The sequence below is a fragment of the Bacteroides sp. 1_1_30 genome (assembly GCF_020982715.1).
GTDB classification, from domain to species: Bacteria; Bacteroidota; Bacteroidia; order Bacteroidales; family Bacteroidaceae; genus Bacteroides; species Bacteroides xylanisolvens.
In genome coordinates, this window is record NZ_JAJKHN010000062.1 from 1 (window position 1) to 26647 (window position 26647).

Below are 26647 nucleotides of genomic sequence, written 5' to 3' on the forward strand. Positions count from 1 at the left end.
ATATTCGGGGATTTCGGGCTGTCTCCTGCCGTACAGGTGGAACTGATCGATTTCCGTAACCCGTCCAAGAACGGCGTGTATCTCGTAGAGGAGGTCACGACTACATTCGGGATTGGAGGGTACAGGCAGCAGTTGAGTATTCCGTACAGGATTTATCAGAAGCCCTAATTTGTGGTAAGTAAATAATGAAAACCTGTTTCAGATATTATTCAAATCTGTGCACCTGGTATAATAAGTTTGCATAAATTATTTATATTATGAATGGTAATAGTACTCTGGTATAATGGATATATTTATGGATAGCTTGTCTTATAGTTTTAAAGGTCTTGCCAAGAAGGCTGCCATACGCTCCCGTGCTTGGAGTGATTCCGAAAAAAGGGTTTCTATTGGCTTTTTATCTGCAAGATATTACATATATAAAATTAAAAAGGATAAATATGGACACAAAGATTCAGGGTAGCTAAGGTCAGGTAAGTCCTTGTCAGGCAAGGGTGGCGCTTTTTCCTTTTGCCGGAAAGCATCGGACCTTGGAAGGTGGGACGGATGTCTGCATGAATGAGAATGAACGTCCCGACGATGGATGTTGTAGTGGTTATATCCCCACCTTTCGAATACAATGACTGACCGGCCTTTAATATGCCGGTCAGCCTTGAGTTTTATATATCACTTTTTTATCTTTTAGTGTCTTTGCTATTTAACCATGAATGATTGTTTATGAATATTCTGGATCTCAAAAAAACTCTTTGATATTTGCTGAAATCTCTACTTAGGATATTTTTCTAAACAGGAGTTCTTATTGTTTTTTATGTTGTTTCTGTATTCCGTGGGAGAAACTCCGGCGAATCGCTTGAAAAACTTGCTGAAGGACGCCTGGTCTGTAAAACCGAGGGCATCGGTTATTTTCTGGATGTCGTTTTTTGAACAGGAGAGCATTTTTTTAGCTTCCACGTAGAGTAATCTTGTGATATGTCCATGTATAGTCTCACCCGTCTCTTCTTTGACAATTCTCGACAGGTAAATGCCAGAGACGGACAGGCGTTCCGCGTAAAAACGTATCTTGTGTTGGCGGCGGTAATGCTCAAACAACAGCTCCTTGAACTTGTAGTATATCCAGCTTTTGTTGGATATGGCGGGTGAGGCGTCTTCGAGGGAGGAAAAAAAAACGTCTCCCACATTTAAAATAAAAAAATTACATAAATGACCGTAAATTCCTTCCTGGTGCAAGAGTTCTCCTGTACGGTATCCCCGAAATAGTGAAAAGGTCTTTTTAAAATAGGTGCCGGCATCATTTTTCAAATGTATGGACGCGAATGAATACCTTGTGACAAACTCACACAATTTCCCGTACAGGAATTGGCTGGAAGGCAAGCTGTAGAAAAACGGGGGAGTAAACACGAGGCAGTGCATGGCGTAATCTTCACTCAATTGTTGAAATGTGGCCGTCATGGATGCAGGAATAACAAGCAAATCATTTTTTCCGATATGACACGTGTAATCCCGCGTGTGCCGGGTGTAGACTTTCGCTTTCCCGCTTGTGACCATTAGAAAAAAGAAAGCGTTCTCGCACACGAGTTCTTTTGAGAAACCGGAATACATGATTGTATCGTAAAAAAGAGAGTCGGTCAAAATGCACTTGTCTTTTGACCGGGCAAAATGTTCGATGAGGTTCATAGTTCGATGAGACATGTTGGCGTTTTTTGTTTGCAAATATAGCTTTAGTTTTGTTTTTGACAAATTTTGGTTTGTAATATACTTGATAAAACAGGCCGCCATTCCGTATCTTTGAAAAAAAATACATCAACCTTGTTAAATTAATTATTGTTATTATGCAAATGAATTTTAAAGAAACATTGAAGTACCGGAGAAGTTATTATCACCTGACAAATTCTTCACCTGTATCGGACGAGGCAATAAGAGAGATTCTTGAGTTCGGATTGCTTCACGTTCCGTCCGCTTTCAATTCTCAATCCACCAGGGTCGTGTTGTTGCTGGGAGAACATCATAAAAAATTGTGGATGATCACGAAAGAGATTTTAAGAAAAATGGCGCGTTCTGCGGAAGATTTTACTAGGACGGAAGCGAAAATCGACACGAGTTTTGCCGCCGGTTACGGTACTGTTCTTTTCTTTGAGGATACGGCAGTCGTGAAGAAGTTGCAGGCATCTTTCCCGACATACAAGGAAAGTTTCCCTGTTTGGTCCCAACAGACATCGGCCATGCATCAACTGGTCATTTGGACCATGTTGGAGGACGCCGGTTTCGGGGCTTCCTTGCAGCATTACAATCCATTGATAGATAAAGAGGTGAGGAAAGAGTGGAAAATAAATCCGGATTGGGAGTTGATCGCGCAGATGCCTTTCGGCTCTCCCCTGCAACAGCCCGGGAACAAGGAGTTTACCCCTCTTGATGACCGCTTGATCGTGTTTGATTAAATGCTAATGACAAGAAAAACATGTTTGTTTTTTACCGGAAGACAAGAGATGAATGGAAGAAGATTATAAGTTAGTCGATAACAGCTACACTCGCCAGTATAAATTTCATACCGGCAGGCATGTGGCAAAAAATAGGATACATAAAATCTTCAAACGGAGTCGTGTATTTGACGCGTACCGAAGTCCCGCCGGATTTGAAAAGGCGTAGAATCGGCTACCGGCTTGTTGAAAAGGTTCTGGCAAATGTCGGGCGACAGAGCCGGCGGTTGGTTTCTTTATGCACGTTTGTTGTCATGTGTATACAAAAGTATCCGGGATGGAAACGGCTTCTGCCGGAAGGTTTCCGGGTAAACTGATTTGTTGTAAAATAGATCGAATTCATTAATTGAGAATTTAAAAATTGAAAATATGAAGTATATTGTTGATAAAGCAGAAACGAGAGGTTATTTTGATCATGGGTGGTTGAAAACGTATCACACGTTTAGTTTTGCCGATTATTATAATCCCGGGCGGATGCAGTTTGGCGCGTTGCGCGTGTTGAATGATGACACGGTTGCTCCCGGTAAAGGTTTTGGCATGCATCCGCATAACAACATGGAGGTTGTCTCTATTCCCCTGCAAGGGTATTTGCGGCACGGGGACAACGTGAAAAACGAACGTACCATAACTCCCGGGGAGATTCAGGTCATGAGTACGGGATCCGGCATGTTCCACAGCGAGTATAACGGGAGTATGACCGAGATCTTGAAGTTCCTGCAGATATGGGTAGTTCCTGGGGTAAGGAACACGGAGCCCAAATATCACAATTATGATATCCGTCCCTTTTTGAAACATAATGAATTATGCACGTTTATCTCCCCGGAAGGCGGGGAAACACCGGCGCACCTGTTGCAGGATGCCTGGTTTTCCATGGGAACCTTCGATGCCGGGCAGGAGATAACATACCGGCTAAATAAAAAAAATACCGGAGTGTATATTTTTGTGCTGGAAGGCAGCATCAATGTACAGGATGTTCCACTTTCTCGTCGCGATGGCATCGGGGTGTGGGAAGTGGAGGAAACTCAGATCAGGTCCGTTTCCGGTTCAAGCGTCTTGGCCATCGAAGTCCCCGTAGAATAAATCACGGAAACATAAATACCATAGTGCATTTGACAAGGGACAGACACAGGGCTCCTTGTCGAATGTTATTTTTACACTGTTGGGTTCAAGTGGCAAATGAATAAACGGAAACTGGAAATATGGTTATATGCCGGACTTTTGTAAACATGAAGACGGGGTGTAAAAAAACAAACAGCCTACTTGGCGGACAGTTGCAGTACTTGTCGGTGCGTCAAGGACGCCAGCCCCCCTCAACAAAAAACTGCAGTTCCGTTTTTGGAACCGCGGAAAGTGGCATACACGTTAACGGCTCGTGTATTCGGGAAATGGACCATAATTAGGGATATTCATTAAATCCTATAAAATTAGCCAACTAATTCATACTAAAAGTATTGCGAGTTAGTTGGCTTTTTTGTATCTTTAGGTATTCCCCCTAAAATACGGTTTGACAGCCAAAACGGGGGAAATATCCACCCTAAGATATGGCGAAGATACAAAATATTTCAGAAATTCACCCTACTTTAGGGTTTACAGAATTCGATATTCTGGAAAAATATCGTAAGAGTTTTCATGCGAGTGAACTTGACAGTCTTCATTCTGTGTTTCCGTTCGAGAGTATAGCCAAAGAGGTAGGCCTTTCACAATCCCGCTTGGGTCGCAGGAACAGTTTCAGTCCTTCCGCGAAGATAGCCCTTATCAGAATGCTGAACCCCATCATACAGGGGTGGAGCAACTACTATAAAAGCTGTTCATGCGGAAAGGTCAAAGTTAAAATGGACTATCTGTTGTACAAGAAAATACGCAGGTGGGCAGACAGGAGACACCCGAACAAATGCAAGACTTGGGTATCCCGTAAATACTATCACACATTAGGCAAGAACCACTGGAGGTTCGGCGTATGGCTGAAAAAGAACGGAGAGAAAATGCTCTTTGCCTTGAAAAGCGTATGCGATGTCCCTAAGACAGACCACGTGCTGATAGTGGGTGAATCCAACCCGTATGACGTGCAATGGAAAACTTATTTTGACAAACGGCACACGAGAAACCTCTTGGAACATTTCAACGGTCAATACGCCATACGCAATTTGTGGGAAAAGCAAATGCGGAGATGCAAAGTCTGCGGAGAACCGATAACTACCTCTACCCAGTGGATAAAAACACATCGGATAGTAAATAATAAGCGGATAAGTTACCTTGTTCACGAAGAATGCTGTAAATTTATCAACCCAAACGAATGGAGGCTGCTATGAGCCGGCTTGGTAAAACAAGTTTTGAGCCGACCTACCCGATAGACGGAATCTCGTTTATCGAGCACATCTCTTTCAAGGTATTCAATGAGGGCATACGTCTGAAGGATTGTATCCGTATGCATCAGAAACTGATAAATGTGAGGGTAAGATGTGTGGCCGCCGATTCCATATACGCCAATAATCGGGGCAGGAAGTCTGTACAAAATATGGGATATCAACCTCCTTTGTACGTAAGGGAAGAGCTGCAAAGGACGAGGCGGTGAGGAAGGTTCTCAGGAGTGAACTCTCCAGGGAAAGAGCCACCAGGCTTGAAGGCAGTTTCGGTACGCAAAAACAGCATTACTCACTATCGAAAATCAAAGCACGGAACAGGAAAACAGAAATCCTGTGGATTTTCTTTGGAATACATACGGCAAATGCCATATTGATGATTGATAAAATCAAAAACAGACAGAAGAAAGCTGCATAGTATAAGTATAAAGAATCTATTAAAAGAAGTCTCAGGCTTCTTCCGGAACATCGTGCCCAAAAGGAGAAGATTTTAGGTCAGAGAGAAAAAATAGATAATAAAAATGGCATATGAGATGATATTAGCAAGTCATCTTCATATGCCATCTTACTGTTTAAAGACATTTACTGAATATCCCTAATTACCTGCCCGCTAAAATCTTCATGGTGATACAGAACATCTCCTGTTTTCAGGAACCTTCACGAATAACATCAAGGGAGGAGGGCAAACACAATGCCGCTCAGGCGGGAATTGGGGAGGTTACACGACGGGGAGGATGTATGACTTTGGGGAGGATGTATGACTTTGCTGTCAGGCTGCCCGTTGGTCCCCGTGAGTGCAAAACTCTCTCTTTTCAAGTTCGGCTTGCTTTACCGTCTCCTCCAAACTGCGCATGGATGTGAAAGCGAATATACCCGGCGTTCGGAAGTTTTTTCAAGATTCTTTCCCGAATTGGAAAAACTGATAACCTCATCAATAATGTCAGCTATTGATGCCTTGCGTTGTTCTGTAGAAGATTGTATTGATGCAATTCTTTCGAAACGAGTAATCTGCACAAGACTTCGGTTCTTCTTCAAACTTGGTGGCAAGTTTTCCTCTAGTTGTTTATCTAGTTCGGTCAGCGCTTGTTTTTTCTTATTAAAGTAAGTAAAAAAAAGGATAATTACCGACTTGAAAACGAGGTAAGAAATTTACCATCAATTTTGAAGAAGATACAGTCTTTTCATCGCGGTCATTGTTTTCTATGGGCATGAGTTTTCATCTGTTTCTTTCCCCCGATCGTCCATTCTTTGGTCCGGTTATACGTTTTCCACATTTGTGCGTACCGCGCCCCAAGGGCGAGCAACTCCTCGTGTGTACCCGCTTCGGCTATCACTCCTTTATCCATGTACAGGATGCGGTCGGCATTGGTGACTGTACCCAAACGGTGGGCGATGACCAGTACCGTTTTACCTTTTGTCAAATGAGAAAAGGCGTCCAATATCTTGCCTTCGTTTTCAGGATCGGCAAAAGCGGTGGCTTCATCCAGCAGAATTATAGGCGCATCTTTCAAGATGGCACGAGCCAAGGCGATACGTTGCGCCTCACCACCTGAGAGATATGTACCCCCTTCGCCCACCAACGTCTGGTAACCATCGGGCAAGGCTTCTATAAACGTATGGCATTGTGCTGCTTCAGCAGCCCGTGTCACCTCTTCAAAGGTTGCCTCTTGATTGCCCATGCGGATATTCTCTTCGATGGTATCGAAAAAGAGCGTATTGTCCTGAAAAACAAAAGCCACGTTGTCCATCAATACCGGAATGGAAATTTCTTTGACAGGTACTCCTCCGACCAGTATTTCTCCTTCTTGAATATCCCAGAATCGGGCGGCAAGCATGGCAACGGTACTTTTGCCTGCCCCCGAAGGACCGACCAATGCTGTTACCGTGCCGGGATGAGCTATGAAAGAGACTGCTTTGAGAACCGGCGTGCTGTCATACGCGAAGGAGACGTCGCGAAACTCCACCGAAGCGTCTCGGGGTTGCCGGGGAACGGCAGGCTCTTCGATTTCATCCATGTAAAGAATATCGTCTATCTTCTGTATACCCATATTATTCTGGTTCAGGAAACCGCCTATCCACAAGAGCTTGAGCACAGGAAAGAAGATCGTCACCCCAAAAAGCAGGAACATCAGTATCACCGGCACGAAAGCCGTATACGAAGCACTTCTCACCAGTAGCCATACCGCCACGGGAATGATGAAAAGTAGTGCCGAAGAGAGTATGGTAAGGAAACCTACATATGTGGGTTGGTATTGTACGTTTACCTCATTGGCAAATTTGCGGTACTCCTTGATGTCGTCATTGAGTTTGCGATAGGCATTAGTCGATTCGGTGAAGGTCTTCACCACCTGAATACCACGAATATATTCCACAATACTGGCATTCATTCTACCTAAGGTCTCCACGTATCGCCCGGAAACCTCCCGGATTTTTTTGCCGGTGTACATTCTTCCCATCACATAGAATGCCACCGCCAGCACAGCCAATACTACGATAGCCAACCGCCAGTCTACGGCAAACATATAGCTGACGAGAATCAGCGGAAAAAGTACGGCAGTTACGATGTCTGGGATATGGTGGGCAATAAACAGTTCGATACGCTCCACGTCGTCGCCCATTATCTTCTTCAGTTCTCCCGAAGCCCGGCGGGAAAAGAACCCCAAGGGCAAACGAACCATTTTTTGTGCTAGTTGCATTCGTATTTCATACAGAATGTTGAAAGCGGCAATGTGCGAGAGCATGAGGGAAGCAAACGTGAGCACTCCGAAAGCGAAGAAAGCTCCCAAGGCAATATACCCCCACTGCCAGATGTATGCCTTGTCAATTAATGAGGGATCAAGCGCATGCTCAGCCAACTCGATGAGAATATTGTACACCGCTATGATCGGCACAAACTGCATGATGGCGGTAATAACTGCCAGCAACATCGCTCCGATGAGTAGCCGACGTTTAGTGCCGGCAATTTCTATCAACCGTGCCAGCCCGGTCTTACGTTTATTTGTATCCATAGCCTTACTGTTTATTCGATTGTTAGAACTTCCATCCTTTTACCCGCTGTTGTTCCTCCCAAAGATTGCGATACAGTCCTTCCTCTGCCAAAAGAGCTTGATGCTTGCCTTGCTGCACCACCCGTCCTTGGTCTATCACTACAATATTATTAGCACCTATCACTGTGCCCAAGCGATGAGCAATGATGACTACAGTCTTTTCTTTCACCAAGTCGTTGATAGCATCTTGGATGTGAACCTCGTTTTCGGGATCGAGCGAAGCAGTTGCCTCGTCGAGCAATACGATGGGTGCATCTTTCAAAATAGCACGGGCAATAGAGATACGCTGTTTCTCTCCACCGGATAGTGTGCTGCCTCCTTCGCCCACCATCGTTTCGTAGCCGTCGGGCATGGCGGTGATGAAGTTGTGGCATTGCGCCTTGCGTGCGGCAGCTTCTATCTCTTCGCGGGTAGCTGTCTCACGTCCCACGCGGATGTTGTTATAAATGGTATCATTGAAGAGATGCACATCCTGAAAGACGATGGAAACTTGTTGCATCAGTGTATGCACGGTGTAGTCTTTGATGTTTCGTCCGCCAAATAGGATTTCCCCCTCGCTTACATCCCAGAAACGGGCAATGAGTCGTGTCAATGTCGTTTTTCCCGAACCCGATGGCCCCACAAAAGCGGTCAGTTCCTTTTCGGGAATGGTAAGCGATACATCCCGAAGTACGGGAGTGTCGGCATTATAGCCGAAGCTGACGTGACGGAACTCTATCTCCGAGTTGACAACATTTTCTATTATACCCTCCGGAAGTACGGGCGTTTTACAAAGAGCATCAATGCGTTCGGCTCCCAGCTTCATGTAGTTGATGAGGGCGATAAAGGTCAAGGCGTTGATGAGTGGGGCATAGATAGCCGACCCTGCCAGCAGGAACATGATGTACACGGGCATGGAGACTTTAGCATTTAACAACATTGAGAAGCCAAGTAGCATAATAAGAACCAGGCCGCCATTGAGTAGAGTGGAAGCCAGCGTGATGCTGGGTGCGGGAGCCGCTTCCAAACGGATGCTCTCCCGCTTGAGATCACGGAAAGCTCGTTCCAAGCGTTCAAACTTATTGCCGCTCAGGTTGAAAGCCTTAATCAGGCGGATACCTTGTATATACTCGATCATGCGCGAAGCGGCATTGGTCTTTATTTTTTGATGCCTCTTGCCCAAGGTTGCCACAAAACGATTGGTAAGCAACATCATAGGGTATGCCAATGGAATGACAGCTGCTGCTGCCAAAGCCAATTGCCAGTTGAAGAACAAGAGCGACACCAAAGCAACGATGGGCATCGCCAGCCCGCCAAAGAACTGACCGATAAGGTGAGTGGTAAGCATTTCCACATTGTTGTAGTCGCTGACAATGTATGCCCCGATGTCGCCGGGATCACGACTGTTGAAGAAACTCATCGGCAGGCGGCGCAAGTGATCGACCACAGCCAAACGGCCGTTACAACATATTTCGTAACCGTCGCGATAGGCTACGAGGTAGGCTTTCTTGGCAATTAACCAAAGGCAGATAAGAGAGATGAAGAGCAACAAGCACGCCCAACCGATGTTCACGAGGTTTATCGACATGCCGGGATCTTGCAGAGGTTTGAATACCTCCCACACCACGAGCAGCATTGCCCCGTACGGTGCGCCACGGAAAAAGTACTCCGCAATCGTCCAGCCTATCAGCGGACGCAAGCGACGGGGGTGCCCCATCGTGGCGGAATTGAGTATTTGAGAGAGAGCGTTCATAAAAATGTTATTTGAGTAAGAAGTGAAAAAGAAGAGGGCAAAGCCCAAACCGATGTTTAGCTTCCGGCTTTGCCCTCAACACACTTTTGTTATAATGACCTCTGAAGAACTCAATATTTCTCTCCGAAATGTCGGTATAGTATCGGCTTTCCAGCAGTTTTTACAACAGCTTCCTTGCTCGCTTCTTTGGTGGCGAGATTATACAGATAGAAACCCTGATCTTTGTCAGTGTCCAATCCGAATACGATTGTGTTCTGATGTAATCCTACCGATCCCCATACAGAAGTTCGAGGCAAGTCAAGCTTGCGAATGGTCTTTTGATACAAATCAACCTCCACCGCAATTGCCGAACGGCTACTCACCCAATCTGAGGATGAAGCATAAGCTGGAACATTGGCTATGGCATACATTTTACCATTGCCTGCATATTGCAACCAATGGAACGCTTCGATTGCTTCACTTACACCTTCAGCCTTCACGGAGGATGGGTCTAAGGCATAACTTCGGTCAAACTCTGTTTCGCCTTTCTTTATACGAAGGATTCCTGCCTTATGACCTTCTGCACCATATCCTCCATAGCAGTTGACATAGATGTCGCCTTTCTCATCCATGAAGATGGAACGTTGGTCAACGGCACGAGTAATATCGGAAAAGCCTGCTTCCTTCTGACTGATCAACTTTACCACTTTATCGGTCTTGGTATCGATGAGTAGCATATCTGCTTGGTGATGCTTCGGATAGTAGCCACTGCCAGTTTGCCTAAGCCCTACAAAGAGCAATCCATCCCTGATGATCATCGCCGCGGGGTTTGGATTCTTGTCGCTTACACCGTACTCCGTAATGTCAATCTCTCCGGTTTTAGCCATTGTGGATGGATTGAAAATCATGATTTTCCCGATATGAGCCAGCGACATATAAGCCTTTTCCGAACTTTGTACAGTGACCACTGAAGCCCCACTCTTTGGAGGGATGGGTAACGCCCCTTGCTTTTGCAATCTGCCATCTTTTGTTCGGGTGTATTTCACAACTTCTTGTTGAGAGTCCCAACCGGGCATTACATACACGTCATCGCCATGTAAGCAGGGACCCGCCATGAATGGGGTTGGAATAGCCTTCTTATTGTCGTAAGAAGAGGGGAGCAGGTCGCCTATCATTTGCATGTAATAGACGCCTGTTTCTCCTCCGGGATTGGGCAATGCCGTAATGATTAAGTTGTCCGAGACCGGCAAGGCAGGTTCGGGATTTTCTTTTTGGCAAGAGGTGAAACTCAGTACCAGTAACAACACGGAATAAATACTTTTTCTCATACTTTCTCTTTTTAATGATTAATACATCTTTATTTATAATGCTATTTCAGTATATAACGAATTTTAGCCAGGAAACTTCGTCCGGGTAGCGGACGGTTAAGCTCCGAAAGGAGCTTGCTGTTAGTTACATTGTTTACTTGCACTCCAAGAATGACTTTTTTTGTCAGGAAGCTATGTTCCAATCCAAGGTTCAGCGTAAAGGAGCGGGGGATACGACGTTCTTGATAAATGCTTTGCTCAAAATCGTAAAAATACTCTTCGATGTACGCCCCTTCTGTATATAGGCGACTTTCTTGACCTTTACCCCCGAAGAGATTCTCTCGGTGAAGTTCTAATCCCACATTGGCAAACAAGTAAGGAATGTTGGGCATACGATTTCCTTTAGTAGGGTTGGGAGCAGATGACGACGCCTCATGTTTACGCGTATCCCGCAGATCCTGAAAGGTTCCATTACCGTAGAGGTAGAGGAAATTTGTGGCATCCCACTTGACCTCCAAATCAACGCCTAAAGTGCGCATCTCTCCGAAGTTTTGATAACGTGATTGCAATGCTCCGCCCGTGAGACGTATCATGTCCTTGAGGTACATGGCAAAAAAATTCATCTCTACCTGAAAGCGGTTGTCTTTTCGGTTGAACGTTTCCGCAAAGAATCCGACATTGAGATTCATGTTTCTTTCCGGCTTGAGGTCAGGAGACGGTACAACAAGAAATCCGTTGCCCAACAGTTCTAAATCGGAAGGGACTCTCACGTCGTACGCCAAGGACGCTTTGATTAGAAATTCAGGGATTATAGCATAGCGAAAGGCATCGCTCAATCCGAAATCTGTCTTGCTTAAATCTATTCTTTTTCTTCTGCCTGCCCCCAGCATATCCGCTGTTGTTGTTTTCATGTGGTAATAGTAGAATTTACCCGACAGTGCGTTCATCCACTTATTGTTGCTTGATGTCCATTCATGGGTAGCACCTGCTACCAAGCTGTGCATGTCGCTATTGAATCTCGTTTGATATCCCATAGCCTTGTCACGTAAGGGGTCTTTGGGCAATCCCTTGGTGTAGTTATATACAACGTTCAGGTTTAGGCTATGTCCGATACCTATGGGGTAATCCAAATTTATTTTCTGCAACACGGTGTGTTTACCGCTATGCAAATCACTGGGATAGGGTTTTATCTCTCCTCCAAAATCGCTAACCGGATTAGATGTCGTACCGTCCCAATTATAGCTATGAGGTGCTTTATCTACAAAACGAAACAAAGTATAAGAATACTGCGTATTGGCTTCGAATGACAAGCGAGGAAAAAGGAAATCCCTCTTCTCCAATTTTGCTCCAAAGATGTATGCTTCAGAAAAATTTCGAGCCTCTTGTATGTTGTACTCAATGCCCTGTATCTGCTGTGATGATTTGGTAAAGGCAGGTTCTAACTTTACTTCGTCAAACCACCATTTTTTCGACTTGATACTTCCTCCCACCATCACTTTGTTAAAGCGATCGTGGTCGCGACGGATCATCTGCCCTTTACGGAATGGCGATTCCATTGTGTAGCTGTTATCGGAATGTGAGAGCACCGCCCCCAAACCATACTCCAATCCACTCTTCTGATCGTTTCTTTTGAACACGGTATTGAATTGGTGTGTATTGAACGACTTGATACTGTAGCCCACATCTAGATACTTGGCTGGATATTCTTTGAGGACAATGTTGACCGCTCCTCCTACTGCTGAACCTCCAAGTTTTGCCGGTACAATGCCCTTGTAAATCTCTATCCGGTCTATCATGTCTGTGGGAATGTCGTTTAGGTTGATAAAATCGTTGTTATCGTTCATAGGCATTTCATCAATAAATACGCCGATACGCTTGCCTTCAAGCCCTCTTACCGAAAGCCTTGATACACTTCCCATTCCGCCGGATGACCTCAAGGTAATTCCTGCCATGCGTGAAAGGATGTCATCCACACTTGACACGACCCCTTTCTCTTCGTCCATTGCAATGACTGATACTGGCATAGAAGAATCTTTGAGTCTACGTGCTTTACTTTTAGCCCTTATCGTTACTTCGTCCAACTTCTTGGCTTCGGCTTTCAGGCTGATAATGGTTTTCTGTGCACTCTCCTTTGCCACAGTATGTTTTAGGATAGCCGTTTGGTAACCCATAAACTTTACGGTTAATGTATAAGTACCGAAAGGAACGCCTGAAAAAGAGAACTCGCCTTTTTTGTCGGCTACGCTGCCCTTTTTCAGTTCCTCAATAAAGATGGTTGCTCCAGGCAGTGGATCTTCGCCTGTGTTGTCAATGACCACGCCCGCGATTCGTCCTCGCCCTGTTTGAGCCGATACACTGATGCTCATAAGTATCGGTGCCAATAGATAAAATAGAATTTTCTGTACCATTGTTTATTTATATAACAATTATCTCTTTTTGTACCTTTTTCGGGAGGGGGTGTTAAAGATGATTTTTCAGTCGTTATCAATACCTGAACTGAATATCGTTGCGTTCGATCTCTTCTTTGAGAAAAGTCAAGAGTGCGTCTGTGTCATCTCCCGCTAGAAAGGCAATGTTCTCGACGGTGGTGCGTTTATCCGATGCGCAGGTCGACGGTGAATTATTCAGATAAGCATACCAATGGTCTCGTTTTACCAACCGATGTATCAGCTGCGGATAAGCAGCCAAAATACGGTGTATAGGTGTATCTTTGTTTATCGTCATTGAAGATAATGTTTTAGAGACATTACAAATTTTAAAAACTGTATTTTGCCTTCACCCACACTTCCGAATTATGCTTGTATAAACCAAACATGCCTCCGTTGCCCCCGAACCAGTCATAGCCAGCCGAGAGGCGGAGTTGGTCGCTCAAGGCATAATCGGCTGCAAAGCGGCTGAACCAGCCCGTGTGGTTGGGGTCGAAGTAGGTGAAGTTGGAAAGTTGCAAGGTGTTGGCCAATAGTTTTTTCGACACGTTGAGCGTGAGGAGCGAGCTGTGCCGGGACTGGGCGATATAGCTTTCGCTCTTGAAAATATGCTCGGAAGAAAACTGGACCATCACAATCCACTCGCGAGGAGCGTACCAGTCCATCCCCACCAGCCAATTTATGGTGTTGAACCCCTTTTGGCCCGAGGATTCGGCTTGCGGTATGTAATTGAAATGTTTTCCGATGTTGAAAGCCGCTTCGCCGCGTAACACGAATTGTCCCAAGGGTTTTGAGACATCGCCTCCGACGAACCCCATGCGGTAATGGTGGGGCGAGACGGAGAGTTTCGTGGCTGACGATTGGTACGTGAGGACGGGCATCTTGTTCCACGTGTGTAGTGCGGCCAAAGAGAAGTCTACTCCTGGCAAGGTGAAAGAGAGCCTTCCCCCGTATTCCATGTTGGATAGGCGGAGTTTGGGGAGGCTTCCCTTCTCGTTCCAGACAAGGGGCAGAAGACTTTCTTTAGGTAGCACGCTCCACGGGTTGGCGGCATCAGTGGACAGCCTGTATCCCTCGAAAGCGGGCACGACGAGCAATTCGAATTGCATCTTGTCCTTAAAGACAAAGAACCGTAAGGCGTTGACGGGCATGCGAATATCATCATAATCTTGTGCCAGAAACTCTGTCATATCCATGGGCGAAACCAAGTCGGTAACGCGCACTCCGTCTGCCGCTCCCCAAATGACAAACTGCCGCCCTAGACGACACCCCCAATTCTCCTCCCGGTGATCGAGATACGCCTCCCGTAATTCCCCCCCCGTGCGCTCCTTCAGCAAAGCGTTGTAAGTGATGTTGAACGAGACGTAAAGCGATGATCCTCCAGAGCTTTTGCCTATCTCCCCCCTTACCCGGGCACGGGAAGACATGAGGTCATTCGGTTCCCTGGTGCAGAAGGCGTGGTAGGTATCGACAAACCCCTTGAACTGCCACGGTACCACTCCTTTCTCCTGGCCCCCTACGGCATGCACCGACAAGAACAGGAAAAGTACCGGCAGGAATCCTGTAGAGAAATTGCTTGCACTTGTCATTAGAGCCTGCCTTTCTCCAAAACGGTGACGTTGAACTTTGCTTCCTCCACGGGAATGTTGTATTTCGGATTCTTGATTTCAAGAATCGTCTGATGCCCCGTCTGCACGTTGCTCATGTGCATCTTCCGGGCGACCCAAAAACCGTCCACTCTGGCGATATCTGACATTTCGAGGCGGCGGTGCAGCCTGCCCAGCTTGTCGTAGTACTCCACCCTGGCCGGTATCAGGCAATCCTGACGTATCAGGGCTATCTTTTTGGAAAAAATATCGCGCTTGTCTTTTGGAACAGACTCCAGTTTCCAGCACTTGTACCCATCGATGATTTCCTCCCCGAGTAGCTCGTGCGTATCTTCATCCACGGAGCGACTGCCCATATCGTCGTATGTAAAATCGCTACCCATGAAGTAATCCTGCCTGGCAGACGAGCCGCTGATGCGACGGGTCTTTTTCATCGCGGGCAGATAAAGCCACTTGTCGTCGTCTTTACCCGGTTCATCGTAATCCCACGTGAGGAATCCCGTGCCCTTTACATCACCGGGATACTCGAAGAACATGATGCTCTTGCGGTCTCTCTTCTCTTCGCCGACATCGATGGAATAGGAAACGAGCCTGCGCTCGCGCACCGCCCCGCGCTTGTTGATCAGTTTCATCGACAATTCCGATTGACGGGTGTCTCCATCGGGACGATCTTTTACTTTTTGGGCGATATCTCTGCCTGTTTGTGCTGTTGCTACGGTCATGAATACCGCGACGATTGCAACGGCCAAGATTGTTCTTTTCATAATTCTTTATTTGTTAATTTGTTACTATAACTAGCACCTCGAGTGCGAGCTCTTGTCTTCTCTCTCTTTTATTGATCCGTTATCTGCTTGCCTTTATTTGTTTCTTGCCCGAACACGCGGAACTTTTGAAGCAAAACGGGCGTTACGCAAAGGTCGGCAAGCAATGCCGACACGATACCGGCCACGGAGAGCATACCCATGTGTACAAAGGAGAGGCCCTCGGAGGTGATGTAGGTGGCGAAGTTGCCACATATCACGATACTCGTTAGGATGATCGGCGTCCCACAGGTGCGGAACGATCTAAGAATCGCTTCCCGGTAGTTGCCCCCGCGTTCAAATTCCAAATGTCCGTGATTGATGAAGTGAATCGTGTCATCCACGGCCAAACCGAGAATCATCGGCATGATGGTTGCCGTCATCATATCCAGCGGATATCCCAGCCAGCCCATCAATCCCCCGACAACCAGTGCCGGAGTGACATTCGGTATCATGCCGATAAGACCGACAGGCATGCTGCCGAAAGCAAAAATCATTAACACCCCGATGAGGAAGAGCGCGATGGCAAATGAAATCATTTGTCCGCGGGCCACGTACTGCATCATCACGGTAAATTGAGGAATGCTTCCCACGGCTGTAACTGTTGCCCGGGGAAAGAGTTTGGCGGCACGCGCCACGATATCGTCCAGGTCGCGTTCCGTCTCCCCCGAATCGTAGGTGTTCGTTTCCACCATCAGACGGAGACGCCGGTAATCGTAATCAATCCAATATTCCGCTTCACTACCTCCCGCGTTCTCGTAAAGAAGCAGTAACTGTGCCACCTCGTCGGGATTTCGGGGGAGTGTGTAATAGGCGGTATCACCATCGTGTAAGGTTTGATTCAGGTCCTTGAGGATGTTCAGCACCGACGTCGTGCGTTTGGTCAGTCTATAACCGTCGGCTTGTTGAATGAGGGAGTCCAGGCGTGCAAGAATTCCGGGAGATTTTGCCAACCCGTTCTCGGGCAACTCTATCATCACGTCATAGGCGTAGACAGAGCCAAGCTCGCTTTCCCCCACCCGTAATAGATTGTCTACATAGGCTATCTTTCTTCCCATGGTGCGTTCCACGTCAAAGGCCATCTCTATTTTGGAGAACTGGTAAATGAGAAATACTGTAAACAGCCCGAAAATGTATAGAATTAACGTGCCGTGCTTGAGTACCCACCCACCAGTTTGTCCCAACTTACGATCGAGCCACCGTTCTCCGGTTTCCCGCACCCCGGGGTGCGGCTTGCCATTTTTACCGAAACTCAACAGCACGGGCATCAACGTTATGGTGATGAGGAAGGCAAACATGACGCACGCGGAGGAGGCAATACCTATAAATCGCATGGGGCGCATCGGTATGGCAAGGAACGACAGCAAAGCAGTGAAAGTAGTCAGCGCGCTGAACAATACCGGCCAACCCATCTCCCCCACGGTCTCCTCAACGGCCCGCTTCCGTTCCCCATGCATAAGGAATTGTCGCTTGAAATAAGAGTGCACGTGTATATTGTAAGCTATCGAGACGGCAAACGCCAGCAGCATCGGTATTGTCAGCATTCCGCTATCTATCGACAGGCCAAAGTATCCCAACATGCCATACACGGTTATGATGCTTCCCGTGGCGGTAACAAGCGGCACGACAACCCCTCTCAGGGAACGTGTTACCAGGAGCAGGATGAAGATGGATACAAGAGCGGCGATACCTAGCACGCGCGGCATCTCGCTGTTGAACCATTTCATCTTCACAGCCGTGACGTAAGGCAGCCCCGTCCCTCTGGGGTGGAGATCCTTGTATCTTTCTTTGGTGATGATATGCTCCAACTGGTTACCGGTGAGCACCTCGGGAGATACACCCCCCCTCTTATTCCACACCGAATCTTCGGGAAAAGCGCGCAACTTGAGAATGATCCACGAGAGTGTGCCGTCTTTAGAGACAAGCCGCTCGGCGATATACGGTTTCTGGTAAGCCCTGAGGCGTATCTCCTCTAAACCCGCGGCGTCAGAGGGGATACTATCGGGCACAATCTGTTCAATACTCATACCCTCTTCGGTACCAACCATGAACTCGATGTCGGTGAGTGAAGTGATTTTGTCTGCATACGAAAGACTATCCATCATCTCGTTCGTGAGTTCGCGGATAAGTTTCAAATTCTCTCTTGTAAACGAATCATCGCATTGGGTTAGCACCGCTATAAAATTATCGTTACCGAATATGGCCTTGAATTCATCGGTTTTGACAAGCATCGGATCGTCTTCGAGAAAGTAGTCTTCCCACGAAGCGGTCACCTTGAAGTGTTTTAACCCCGTGAAACCTATGGTAAAAACAAGGGTGAAAATCCCGAGAATCCACCAACGTTTCTGTATCATTTCTCTGCCCCGCAAGGCAAACCAAGCATTGATTTTTTCAATTTTCATATTTTTCTCTTTTTCATTCGCATGACACCGGATATGTCATTTTGTGCAAAGTTACCCATGTCTGCCTTCCTGCGCAATACCTAAAAAGGATGATTTTATTTATTGACAATAAGCGTTGAGTTGTCCGAGTCCCTCGTGTTCCCATGTAATTCAAGAACTGCCTGACTCATACCTTCTTCCCGTGGAAAATACCTAAAAATGACGATTGACCGGTAATGTCATAATAAACTATCTTTGCGGCAAACATTATTACATAATAAACCGATTCTATATGACGAATTTGAGAAAGATAATCAGTATCTCTTTTTTCAGCATTCAAATGGTGAATCACTCTTTGAACGCGCAGCAGCAGGAAAAGGGAAACGAGGATATTGACAGGGACACCGTTTACCGGCTTGAAGAAGTGGTGGTATCGGGCCGACAAATATTAGGGAGTAAATTCAAGGCGAGAAACCGCACCGGTTCAGCATATTATATCTCTCCTGAAGAGATACGTAAATTTGGGTACACCGACATCAACCGGATGTTAAAAGCCGTTCCGGGGGTAAACATGTATGAAGAAGACGGGTTCGGGTTACGCCCAAATATCAGCCTGCGGGGGACGAAAGCCGAGCGAAGCGAACGGATTTCTATTATGGAAGACGGCATCTTGGCAGCTCCGGCCCCTTATTCCGCCCCGGCTGCTTATTACTTTCCGAATGCTGCCCGCATGGAAGCCGTCGAAGTGGTGAAAGGGAGTAGTCAGGTTCAGTACGGCCCGTTCACTACGGGAGGAGCCATCAACATGGTATCGACTCCTATACCGAACACTTTTTCTGGCACGGCGAACCTCTCTTACGGAAGCAAGAACACGTTCAAGTCGCATACGCACATCGGAAACATGTGGAAGCATTTCGGTTTTATGGTGGAATATCTGCGCTATCAGTCGGACGGATTCAAGAAATACGAAGACCATCCCGTCAAAGGATTCAACAGAGACGACCTCATAGCTAAAGTAATGGTAAAAACAGATAAAGGCACGGGGGTAAACCATGCGCTGGAACTGAAGTTCGGATACGCGGGCGAGAACTCGGACGAAACGTATGTAGGGCTTTCCGAAGAGGATTTCAAACAAACTCCTTTCCTCCGCTATGCCGGCTCACAGATGGACGAGTTGAAAACCAATCATCAGCAATGGGTAGCCACTTACCTGCTCAACTTCTCCAACAAGCTAAAAATAGTCACCAGCGCATATTATAACCGTTTCCACCGCAACTGGTACAAACTGAACGACGTACGGGCGGGAATCACCTCTAAAGAGAAGAGGTCTATCGCCGATGTGCTCATCGATCCGGAAACAAACATCCGTTACTTCAACATACTGACGGGGAAAGCCGACCGTGAAGGCGAAGCGCTGCTGGTAAGAGCCAACAACAGGACATATCGTGCCAGAGGCATACAAACCAAAGCGGAATACCGCTTCAACCTGAATGAGTTCTTCTTCGATGTAGAGTTCGGACTGCGCTATCATCACGATGAGGAAGACCGCTTCCAATGGGACGACGCTTACTCCATGAAGAACAAGAAGATGGTGCTGTTTATGGAAGGCATCCACGGGACGAACGCCAACCGCGTCACATCGGCGGACGCACTGGCAAGTTACCTGCTCGCCAAATTAAGATATAACTCATGGACTATCACTGCCGGGTTGCGCTACGAAGACATCGACCTGCTGAAAAAAGATTATACGAAAGCAGATCTGGAGCGTACGGGGAAAGTACGCATCGAAACGCCCAACCATGCGCGCGTTTGGATTCCCGGCGTGGGAGTAAACTATCAACTCGTTCCCGAAGCATCGGTATTCTTCGGAGTTCACAAAGGATTCGCACCGCCGAGCGCGGAGTTGTATCAAAAACCCGAAAGTAGTGTGAATATGGAATTGGGAACACGCGTTTCCGCCGGCAACTTCAAAGCAGAGCTGATCGGTTTCTACAACAATTACAGCAATATGCTCGGAAGCGACCTCGCCGCCTCGGGCGGATTGGGAACGCTCGAACAGTTTAATGTAGGCGAAGCCCGCGTAAAAGGCGTGGAATTTCTTATGCAATACCAACCCTTGCCTGAAGCATGGAAAGTGCGCATGCCCCTGCAAGTATCATATACTTATACCGATACGGAGATGAGAAACTCGTTCTCAAGCCATTCATGGGGCAACGTGATGAAAGGAGACGAGATCCCCTACATCTTCAAACACGCACTGAACATACAGGTGGGAATAGAGCACAAATGGTTCGACGCGAACATAGGAGCACGCTACAACAGCGATATGCGCACATCTCCCGGACAGGGGAGGATCGCTGAAAGAGAGAAGGTGCCTGCGCACCTCGTGCTGGATGCATCGGCCAGCGTATATGTAAACAAATACCTGACGGTAAAAGTAAACGCCGTGAACCTGACCGATAAGGTCTATCTCACTTCACGCCATCCGGCAGGGTTGAGGGCAGGACATCCTTTCGGCATCTACGCAGGAGCCAACGTCCGGTTCTGAACAAATATATGCAATCATATATAAAAAAGAAGAAATATAACAAGATAAGGCAATGAATATATCATCGGTTATAAAATTAGTAATCAGCATCCTGTTCACGGCAATCTTCTCTCAGGTTTGTCCGGCACAGGAATTAATGGAAATAAAAGGCACAGTGCGTTCTGTTTCCGGAGAGCCTCTGCCGGGCGCCACTGCCATCGTGGCGGGTACGGCAAAGGGAGTCATCGCAGACGGCGACGGACGGTTCACACTCAAAGCCCGCAAAGGACAAATGTTGGAAGTGAGCTTCGTGGGAATGAAAACCCGGAAAGTGAAAATCACCTCCACCGTCATGAATATCACACTTCAGGAAAACGTGCAGGAGATAGAAGGAGTGGTAGTGACCGGTTATCAGAACATAAAGAACCGGGTATTTACGGGAGCAGCCGCTTCAGTGAAGCTGGACGACATCAAGCTTGACGGCGTGGCGGATGTATCACGCATGCTCGAAGGGCGTGTAGCGGGACTGTCGATACAAAATGTCACCGGCAGCTTCGGGTCGGCTCCCCGCATCAACATACGCGGCGGCGCTTCCATCATGGGAAACGTTCAACCTTTGTGGGTTATCGACGGAGCTGTATATGAAGACCTAGTGTCGCTCACGCTCGACCAATTGGCTTCGGGTGATGCCGTGACACTCATCAGCTCCGCCGTTGCCGGCCTGAACGCTTCGGACATCGAAGACATACAGGTGCTTAAAGATGCTTCCGCCACATCTATCTACGGAGCCAGAGCCCTGAACGGGGTAATCGTAATCACCACCCGTGCAGGTAAAAGAAACACGCCGAACAGATTTTCTTACTCATACGAGCTGAGTATGCGGGCCATTCCTTCATATACGGACTTCGATCTGCTCAATTCGCAAGAGAGCATGTCCATCTATCAGGAGATGGACAGGAAGGGATACTTCTCCGTACAAAACACATTATACGGACGCCGTAGTGGTGTTTACCACCAGATGTATAAGGCTCTCGGAACCGTTGATCCGTCTACCGGGCGATATTATCTGGAAAACACGGACGAAGCCAGGCGCGCGTTCATGCGCGAGCGGGAATATGCCAACACCAATTGGTTCAAGGAGTTGTTTACACACAGCCCCATCCATACGCACACCGTAACGTTCTCTGGAGGAGGAGAGAATTCTACCATGTATGCCTCCATCGGTTTCTATAACGACAGGGGCTGGACGCTTGCCGATGATGTAAAACGCATCACCGCCAACATCAAAAACTCCTTCTACTGGAAAGAGGACAAGATAAAGGCTACCATATCCGCACAAGGAAACTTGCGTAACCAAAACTCCCCGGGTACGCTTTCTCAGCGAAAAAATACGGTAATCGGAACCTTCGAACGCGACTTCGACATCAATCCCTTTGCCTATGCTCTGGGAACAAGCCGTACCTTACGCCCCCGCAATGCCAACGGCGAACCGGAATACTACCGCAACAACTGGGCGCCGTTCAATATCCTGAACGAGTTTGACAACAATTACCTGAAAACCGAAGTGCTCGACTTCAAACTGCAAGGCGAACTTTCATACAGACTCAACGACAACATCGAAGCGAAAGGATTGGCGTCGGTACGTCATGCGGTTACCAAAAGTTCGCACTTCATCACCGAACACTCGAACGTGATACAGGCTTTCCGCGCCAACGAAACTCCCTACGTGGCGCAAGAGAATATCTATTTGCTGAAGAATAAAGACAACCCCTTGCAACTGCCGCAAGTGGCGCTGACTCACGGAGGCATGTTCAATAAGACAGAGACTTCTCTGCGCAGCTATCTGGGACGCTTTGCGCTCGACTACAACAAACAGATGGGCGAGCACGACATACGCGCTTTCGGATTTACCGAAATACGCTATGCCGACCGCAGCATCAACCCTTTCCAAGGTTATGGGATACAATACGACAGAGGGAATCAGGTGTTCACCAATCCTCTGATTTTCGATAAGCTCACTAACGAAGGAAACACTTATTTCTCGCTTACCGAACGCTACGAAAGAGGAGTGACCCTCTCCGCCAGCGCCACCTACGGATATGCGGGCAAATACGTTTTCAACGGCGTATTCAATTATGAAGGATCGAACACAGCGGGAAAATACAGCCGCTCTCGCTGGTTGCCTACATGGAATATCGGAGCAAAGTGGAACATGGATCAAGAGAAGTTCATGAAAAAGTATCCTGCCGTTTCCAAGCTCGCCTTGCGTGCCAGCTACGGACTGACGGCCAAAATGAACGAACAGGCGATAAACTCCACAGCTGTGTTCAAGCATCTCATCATCAACCGCACACTGCTGAAGGACCGCGAGAATGCGTTGCGCATCCTGCACCTTGAGAATCGCGACCTGACATGGGAGAAAATGTATGAGCTGAATCTCGGTTTGGAACTTGGGCTGTTCAACAACCGCATAAGCGCAACATTCGATGTCTACCAACGAAACTCATTCGACCTGATAGACCTCATCCGTACCTCCGGTGTGGGCGGACAGTATTACAAGTACGCAAACTTCGGAGATATGCGCACACGAGGAGTGGAATTGGCGCTGCAAACCAAGAATATCGTAACCGACAACTTCAGCTGGACTACGGCTTTCACCGTGAGCGGCATGAAGCAGAAGATCACCCGCCTGCTGAATACGCCGAACACCTTTGATATGGTGGCGGGAACCGGACGCGGCAATATCCTCGGATTCCCACGAGGGGCTCTATTCTCTTTCAACTTTCAAGGGCTCAACAACAATGGCCTGCCTACCTTCGACTTCGGACTTTACCCTTCCAACCAAGGTGTGAACAGCGAAATATCAGGAGCGGATTTCCTCGACGCGCAGTATTCGAAGTCGTACCTTATCTACCACGGGCCTATCGAACCCACTTACATAGGCGGAGTATCGAACACGTTTAAATACAAGAACTGGGAGCTTTCGTGCTTCGTCACCATGCAAGCGGGCAACAAGATACGCCTCAATCCGACATTCGATCCTTCGTTCGCCGATCTGAACGTGTTTTCGAAGGAGTACTACGACCGCTGGCTCAATCCTGGCGACGAGTGGAAAACGAACATTCCCGTCATTCCTTCACAGGATTTGATTCGCAACATCGGAAAAGAAAACATCGAAAAAGCTTACAACACTTATAATTACTCTCAGAACAGAGTGGCAGACGGAAGTTTCGTGCGCATGAAAAATATCTCGTTGGGGTATCGATTGCCCAAAAAGCTTCTTTCACAACTCAAGATCAGGCAAATGAGTGTGAAGGCAAACGTAACCAATCCGTTCCTGATTTATGCAGACAAGAAGTTGAAAGGGCAAGATCCGGAGTTCTACAAATCGGGAGGAGTTTCATTGCCTACTCCCAAACAATATACGATGACACTGCATGTTGAATTTTAATCGCATTGAAATGAAAAGAACAATTTACTTAAGTATCATACTCACGCTGCTCACGGCATGCCAAGGCTATCTGGAAACAACCCCCGACTCTACGCTCGATGTGAAGATAGACAGTGAAGAGAAAATAGCCGAATTGCTCGCCGGAGCTTACCCCGAAGCCAGTTACTTCGCGTTCTTGGAAACACGTACCGACAATGTAGGCGAACGGGTGAACGGCATACATTCACGGCTGAACGAAGCCATGTATTATTGGGAAGATTACGATCAGGAAGACCTGGACACTCCGCTGAACTATTGGAACGCATGCTACGCGGGCATCGCACAAGCCAACCAAGCGTTGGAGCTTCTGAGCAAATATCCTAAAACCGACCGTGTGAAAGCTTTGTACGGCGAAGCATTCCTATTGCGTGCCTATCTGCACTTTATGCTGGTCAACATCTGGGCGGAGCCGTACGGTACATCCAAGTCGGAGACTGCACCCGGCATACCTTACCTGACAAAGCCTGAAAAGAATGCGCTGGTGGACTACAAGCGCGGAACCGTAAAGGAGGTGTACGAAAAGATCGAGAAAGACCTGAAACTCGGTATTTCACTGGTAGACGACAGTTATTATAGCAAACCGAAATTCCACTTCAATAAAAAAGCCGCATACGCTTTCGCTTCCCGCTTCTACCTGATTAAAGGAGAATGGGAACTCGTTATTGCCTATTCAGACTACGTGCTCGGCATAGACCCCAAACCTGTTCTTCGGAACTGGCAGAAGTACGAAAAAGAGTTTTACTTCAACCGCAAGTATCTCTATACCCGATACACAAGCACTGAAGAGCCCGCCAATTTGCTACTCTCCACAACAGAATCAAGGGTAGCCCGCAACATATCCACAGAAAAGTACGGAGTGACAAGCAAAAGTGCAGACAAAGTATACAACCAGCATGGGATAGATGGATGCGCCAACTTCCGGAAAGTGAATATGGAACCGGTTTTCCTTTTCAACTATAATGACGGACGCATAGGCGACGGACAATATATCAGCAAATTCGACGAGCTTTCGTTATCGGGCTATACAGGCATACGACCGAAGGGACTGTATGTCACCAACGTTTTATTCTCCACCGATGAGGTAATGCTCAACCGGATGGAGGCATACGCCATGATCGGAGAATACGACAAATCCATAAACGACCTGCTTATCTATCTTTCTGCCAAATTCGGAATCACTCCTTCGTGCAGCCGTCCGGACTACACGCAAACAAGCAGCGACAATTACCAGACCTATACTCCGTTCTACGGAATGAGCATCAAACAGCTGGCAATGGTAAAAACCATTTTAGGATTCAGACAACAAGAGTTTATTCACGAAGGATTGAGGTGGTTCGACATCCGCCGTTTTTACATACCGGTGAAACGTACATCGAAGTATAAGTTCTATAAGCAGCTGGAAAAAGAAGACCCGCGAAAGCTCCTGCAAATACCTGCCGAAGCCATCAACCGGGGATTAGAACCTAACCCCCGTTGAATATATTGACAATATAATGGACAGAGAATATTAAAAACATGAAAACAATAAGCAAAAGAATGAGATTCAGATACTTTATCGGACGAAGCTTGTACCTGTTTGCCACATGCCTGCTGTTAGCGGGCTGCGAACAGGAAGCTGCCTTATCCGACCAAAGCGTAGTAGATTTGGGAGCAGTACAACGCAACAAAACAGAACTTGACGAGTGGATATTAAATACATTCACACGTCCTTACGGTATCGAAATCGAATATCGTTGGGATAAAAATGTGGCGCAGAACGGAAGCTACACCTATCCGCCGGAAGCCGCTAATGTAAAAAGTGTGCTCGAAACGATCAAAGCGTTGTGGATCGACCTCTATACAGCTGCCGATCTGGGAGGAGAAAAGTTCTTTCTGGGCAAGAACCCCGTTAAGATTTACATATATGGCGGAAAGAACATAGACGGAAACGGAGTAGAGCTTTTAGGAAATACGGAAGCAACGACCAACGAGATGTTTCTGTACAACGTCAACGACTTCGACCCGAAAGATGAGGACAAGGTATTTATCCTGATGCGAAGCGTGCATCATCAATTCGCAAAACGATTGATGGAGTTGTTCCCTTACGACAGAAACAAGTTCCTGACCATCAGCAGAAACAGATATATCGAATCGACCAAACTCATTGCCGATATATTCAAAGGAGAGATACAAGGACGCAGATTGCTTACTTTCTCACCATATCCGAGCAAGAGAGGCTTTTTTACTTTCCACTCTTTCCTCTCTGCCGAGGATGATTTCGCCGAGATTATCAGCGCTAAACTTACGCATACCCCTAAAGAGGTGCTTAAAGCGTTGGCAGAAGCCAAAACTCCTTACTCCGACGAAGATCCGGAAGTTCAGCGGGCATATGATGAAGAGGCACGTCAAGTATATAAAGAACTGACGGAGAAAGAGGCGTTTGTAGAAGACTATTTCAATAAAGAAATCAAAATCTCGCTCGATTATCTACAAATGATAAGCATAAAACAATTAAAAGCATATACGAAACAAAAATAAAGA

The 26647-nt window shown here is 47.1% G+C and carries 17 protein-coding genes and 2 pseudogenes; 10 read left to right on the forward strand and 9 right to left on the reverse strand.

Annotated features, from left to right (window positions below; genetic code table 11):
* Positions 1-762: 762 nt before the first annotated feature.
* Positions 763-1686 carry a helix-turn-helix domain-containing protein gene (locus LPH68_RS17575; RefSeq protein ID WP_217733744.1) on the reverse strand — a complete coding sequence of 308 codons (924 nt, stop codon included), beginning with the start codon at positions 1684-1686 and terminating at the stop codon, positions 763-765.
* Between the two features lie 140 nt (positions 1687-1826).
* On the opposite strand from LPH68_RS17575, the gene LPH68_RS17580 reads away from it, so the two are divergent.
* The 6 genes and pseudogenes from LPH68_RS17580 to LPH68_RS17605 form a co-directional block, all read left to right on the forward strand.
* Positions 1827-2432: a nitroreductase family protein gene (locus LPH68_RS17580; protein ID WP_121972073.1), complete on the forward strand. Its 606-nt coding sequence runs from the start codon at positions 1827-1829 to the stop codon at positions 2430-2432.
* 119 nt (positions 2433-2551) lie between these two features.
* Positions 2552-2788: a GNAT family N-acetyltransferase gene (locus tag LPH68_RS17585; protein WP_226776872.1), complete on the forward strand. Its 237-nt coding sequence runs from the start codon at positions 2552-2554 to the stop codon at positions 2786-2788.
* Positions 2789-2840: 52 nt separating this feature from the next.
* Positions 2841-3551, forward strand: coding sequence for a pirin family protein (locus LPH68_RS17590; protein ID WP_218049527.1), 711 nt, complete (start codon positions 2841-2843; stop codon positions 3549-3551).
* A 461-nt stretch (positions 3552-4012) separates the two neighbouring features.
* Positions 4013-4228 (forward strand): annotated as a pseudogene (locus LPH68_RS17595) (DDE transposase); the annotation flags it as partial.
* A 3-nt stretch (positions 4229-4231) separates the two neighbouring features.
* A complete protein-coding gene (locus tag LPH68_RS17600; protein WP_230297040.1) occupies positions 4232-4780 on the forward strand; it encodes a group II intron maturase-specific domain-containing protein in 549 nt (182 codons plus the stop codon).
* Between the two features lie 35 nt (positions 4781-4815).
* A pseudogene (locus LPH68_RS17605) lies at positions 4816-5249 on the forward strand (transposase); the annotation flags it as partial.
* Positions 5250-6021: 772 nt separating this feature from the next.
* Here LPH68_RS17605 and LPH68_RS17610 read toward each other — a convergent pair.
* The 8 genes from LPH68_RS17610 to LPH68_RS17645 all read right to left on the reverse strand — a co-directional run bounded on the left by LPH68_RS17610 (position 6022) and on the right by LPH68_RS17645 (position 18131).
* On the reverse strand, positions 6022-7839 hold the full coding sequence (locus tag LPH68_RS17610; protein ID WP_048695745.1) for an ABC transporter ATP-binding protein: 1818 nt from the start codon (positions 7837-7839) through the stop codon (positions 6022-6024).
* Positions 7840-7861: 22 nt separating this feature from the next.
* Positions 7862-9610, reverse strand: a complete 1749-nt coding sequence (locus tag LPH68_RS17615; RefSeq protein ID WP_196044874.1) for an ABC transporter ATP-binding protein — start codon at positions 9608-9610, stop codon at positions 7862-7864.
* A 110-nt stretch (positions 9611-9720) separates the two neighbouring features.
* Positions 9721-10917, reverse strand: a complete 1197-nt coding sequence (locus tag LPH68_RS17620) for a hypothetical protein (RefSeq protein WP_196044875.1) — start codon at positions 10915-10917, stop codon at positions 9721-9723.
* 41 nt (positions 10918-10958) lie between these two features.
* Positions 10959-13304: a TonB-dependent receptor gene (locus LPH68_RS17625; RefSeq protein ID WP_196044876.1), complete on the reverse strand. Its 2346-nt coding sequence runs from the start codon at positions 13302-13304 to the stop codon at positions 10959-10961.
* 76 nt (positions 13305-13380) lie between these two features.
* Positions 13381-13620, reverse strand: coding sequence for a DUF1858 domain-containing protein (locus LPH68_RS17630; RefSeq protein WP_196044877.1), 240 nt, complete (start codon positions 13618-13620; stop codon positions 13381-13383).
* 31 nt (positions 13621-13651) lie between these two features.
* Positions 13652-14911, reverse strand: a complete 1260-nt coding sequence (locus tag LPH68_RS17635) for a DUF1302 family protein (protein ID WP_196044878.1) — start codon at positions 14909-14911, stop codon at positions 13652-13654.
* Complete coding sequence (locus LPH68_RS17640) at positions 14911-15693, reverse strand: outer membrane lipoprotein-sorting protein (protein ID WP_196044879.1); 783 nt, start codon at positions 15691-15693, stop codon at positions 14911-14913. The genes LPH68_RS17635 and LPH68_RS17640 overlap by 1 nt, the downstream gene beginning before the upstream one ends.
* A gap of 68 nt (positions 15694-15761) precedes the next feature.
* Positions 15762-18131, reverse strand: a complete 2370-nt coding sequence (locus LPH68_RS17645) for an RND family transporter (RefSeq protein WP_196044880.1) — start codon at positions 18129-18131, stop codon at positions 15762-15764.
* A gap of 271 nt (positions 18132-18402) precedes the next feature.
* On the opposite strand from LPH68_RS17645, the gene LPH68_RS17650 reads away from it, so the two are divergent.
* Genes LPH68_RS17650 through LPH68_RS17665 form a run of 4 tightly spaced genes read left to right on the forward strand, consistent with a single transcriptional unit; the run spans position 18403 to position 26644 of the window.
* Positions 18403-20658 carry a TonB-dependent receptor domain-containing protein gene (locus LPH68_RS17650; protein WP_196044881.1) on the forward strand — a complete coding sequence of 752 codons (2256 nt, stop codon included), beginning with the start codon at positions 18403-18405 and terminating at the stop codon, positions 20656-20658.
* Positions 20659-20710: 52 nt separating this feature from the next.
* Positions 20711-24088 carry a SusC/RagA family TonB-linked outer membrane protein gene (locus LPH68_RS17655; protein ID WP_196044882.1) on the forward strand — a complete coding sequence of 1126 codons (3378 nt, stop codon included), beginning with the start codon at positions 20711-20713 and terminating at the stop codon, positions 24086-24088.
* 10 nt (positions 24089-24098) lie between these two features.
* Positions 24099-25604: a RagB/SusD family nutrient uptake outer membrane protein gene (locus LPH68_RS17660; RefSeq protein WP_218049518.1), complete on the forward strand. Its 1506-nt coding sequence runs from the start codon at positions 24099-24101 to the stop codon at positions 25602-25604.
* Between the two features lie 38 nt (positions 25605-25642).
* A complete protein-coding gene (locus LPH68_RS17665; RefSeq protein WP_196045822.1) occupies positions 25643-26644 on the forward strand; it encodes a putative zinc-binding metallopeptidase in 1002 nt (333 codons plus the stop codon).
* Positions 26645-26647 lie beyond the last annotated feature (3 nt).

Coding starts and splice junctions, on each gene's coding strand:
- LPH68_RS17575 (WP_217733744.1), bottom strand. CDS start 1,686: ATGTCTCATCGAACTATGAACCTCATCGAACATTTTGCCCGGTCAAAA.
- LPH68_RS17580 (WP_121972073.1), top strand. CDS start 1,827: ATGCAAATGAATTTTAAAGAAACATTGAAGTACCGGAGAAGTTATTAT.
- LPH68_RS17585 (WP_226776872.1), top strand. CDS start 2,552: ATGTGGCAAAAAATAGGATACATAAAATCTTCAAACGGAGTCGTGTAT.
- LPH68_RS17590 (WP_218049527.1), top strand. CDS start 2,841: ATGAAGTATATTGTTGATAAAGCAGAAACGAGAGGTTATTTTGATCAT.
- LPH68_RS17600 (WP_230297040.1), top strand. CDS start 4,232: ATGCTGAACCCCATCATACAGGGGTGGAGCAACTACTATAAAAGCTGT.
- LPH68_RS17610 (WP_048695745.1), bottom strand. CDS start 7,839: ATGGATACAAATAAACGTAAGACCGGGCTGGCACGGTTGATAGAAATT.
- LPH68_RS17615 (WP_196044874.1), bottom strand. CDS start 9,610: ATGAACGCTCTCTCTCAAATACTCAATTCCGCCACGATGGGGCACCCC.
- LPH68_RS17620 (WP_196044875.1), bottom strand. CDS start 10,917: ATGAGAAAAAGTATTTATTCCGTGTTGTTACTGGTACTGAGTTTCACC.
- LPH68_RS17625 (WP_196044876.1), bottom strand. CDS start 13,304: ATGGTACAGAAAATTCTATTTTATCTATTGGCACCGATACTTATGAGC.
- LPH68_RS17630 (WP_196044877.1), bottom strand. CDS start 13,620: ATGACGATAAACAAAGATACACCTATACACCGTATTTTGGCTGCTTAT.
- LPH68_RS17635 (WP_196044878.1), bottom strand. CDS start 14,911: ATGACAAGTGCAAGCAATTTCTCTACAGGATTCCTGCCGGTACTTTTC.
- LPH68_RS17640 (WP_196044879.1), bottom strand. CDS start 15,693: ATGAAAAGAACAATCTTGGCCGTTGCAATCGTCGCGGTATTCATGACC.
- LPH68_RS17645 (WP_196044880.1), bottom strand. CDS start 18,131: ATGAAAATTGAAAAAATCAATGCTTGGTTTGCCTTGCGGGGCAGAGAA.
- LPH68_RS17650 (WP_196044881.1), top strand. CDS start 18,403: ATGACGAATTTGAGAAAGATAATCAGTATCTCTTTTTTCAGCATTCAA.
- LPH68_RS17655 (WP_196044882.1), top strand. CDS start 20,711: ATGAATATATCATCGGTTATAAAATTAGTAATCAGCATCCTGTTCACG.
- LPH68_RS17660 (WP_218049518.1), top strand. CDS start 24,099: ATGAAAAGAACAATTTACTTAAGTATCATACTCACGCTGCTCACGGCA.
- LPH68_RS17665 (WP_196045822.1), top strand. CDS start 25,643: ATGAAAACAATAAGCAAAAGAATGAGATTCAGATACTTTATCGGACGA.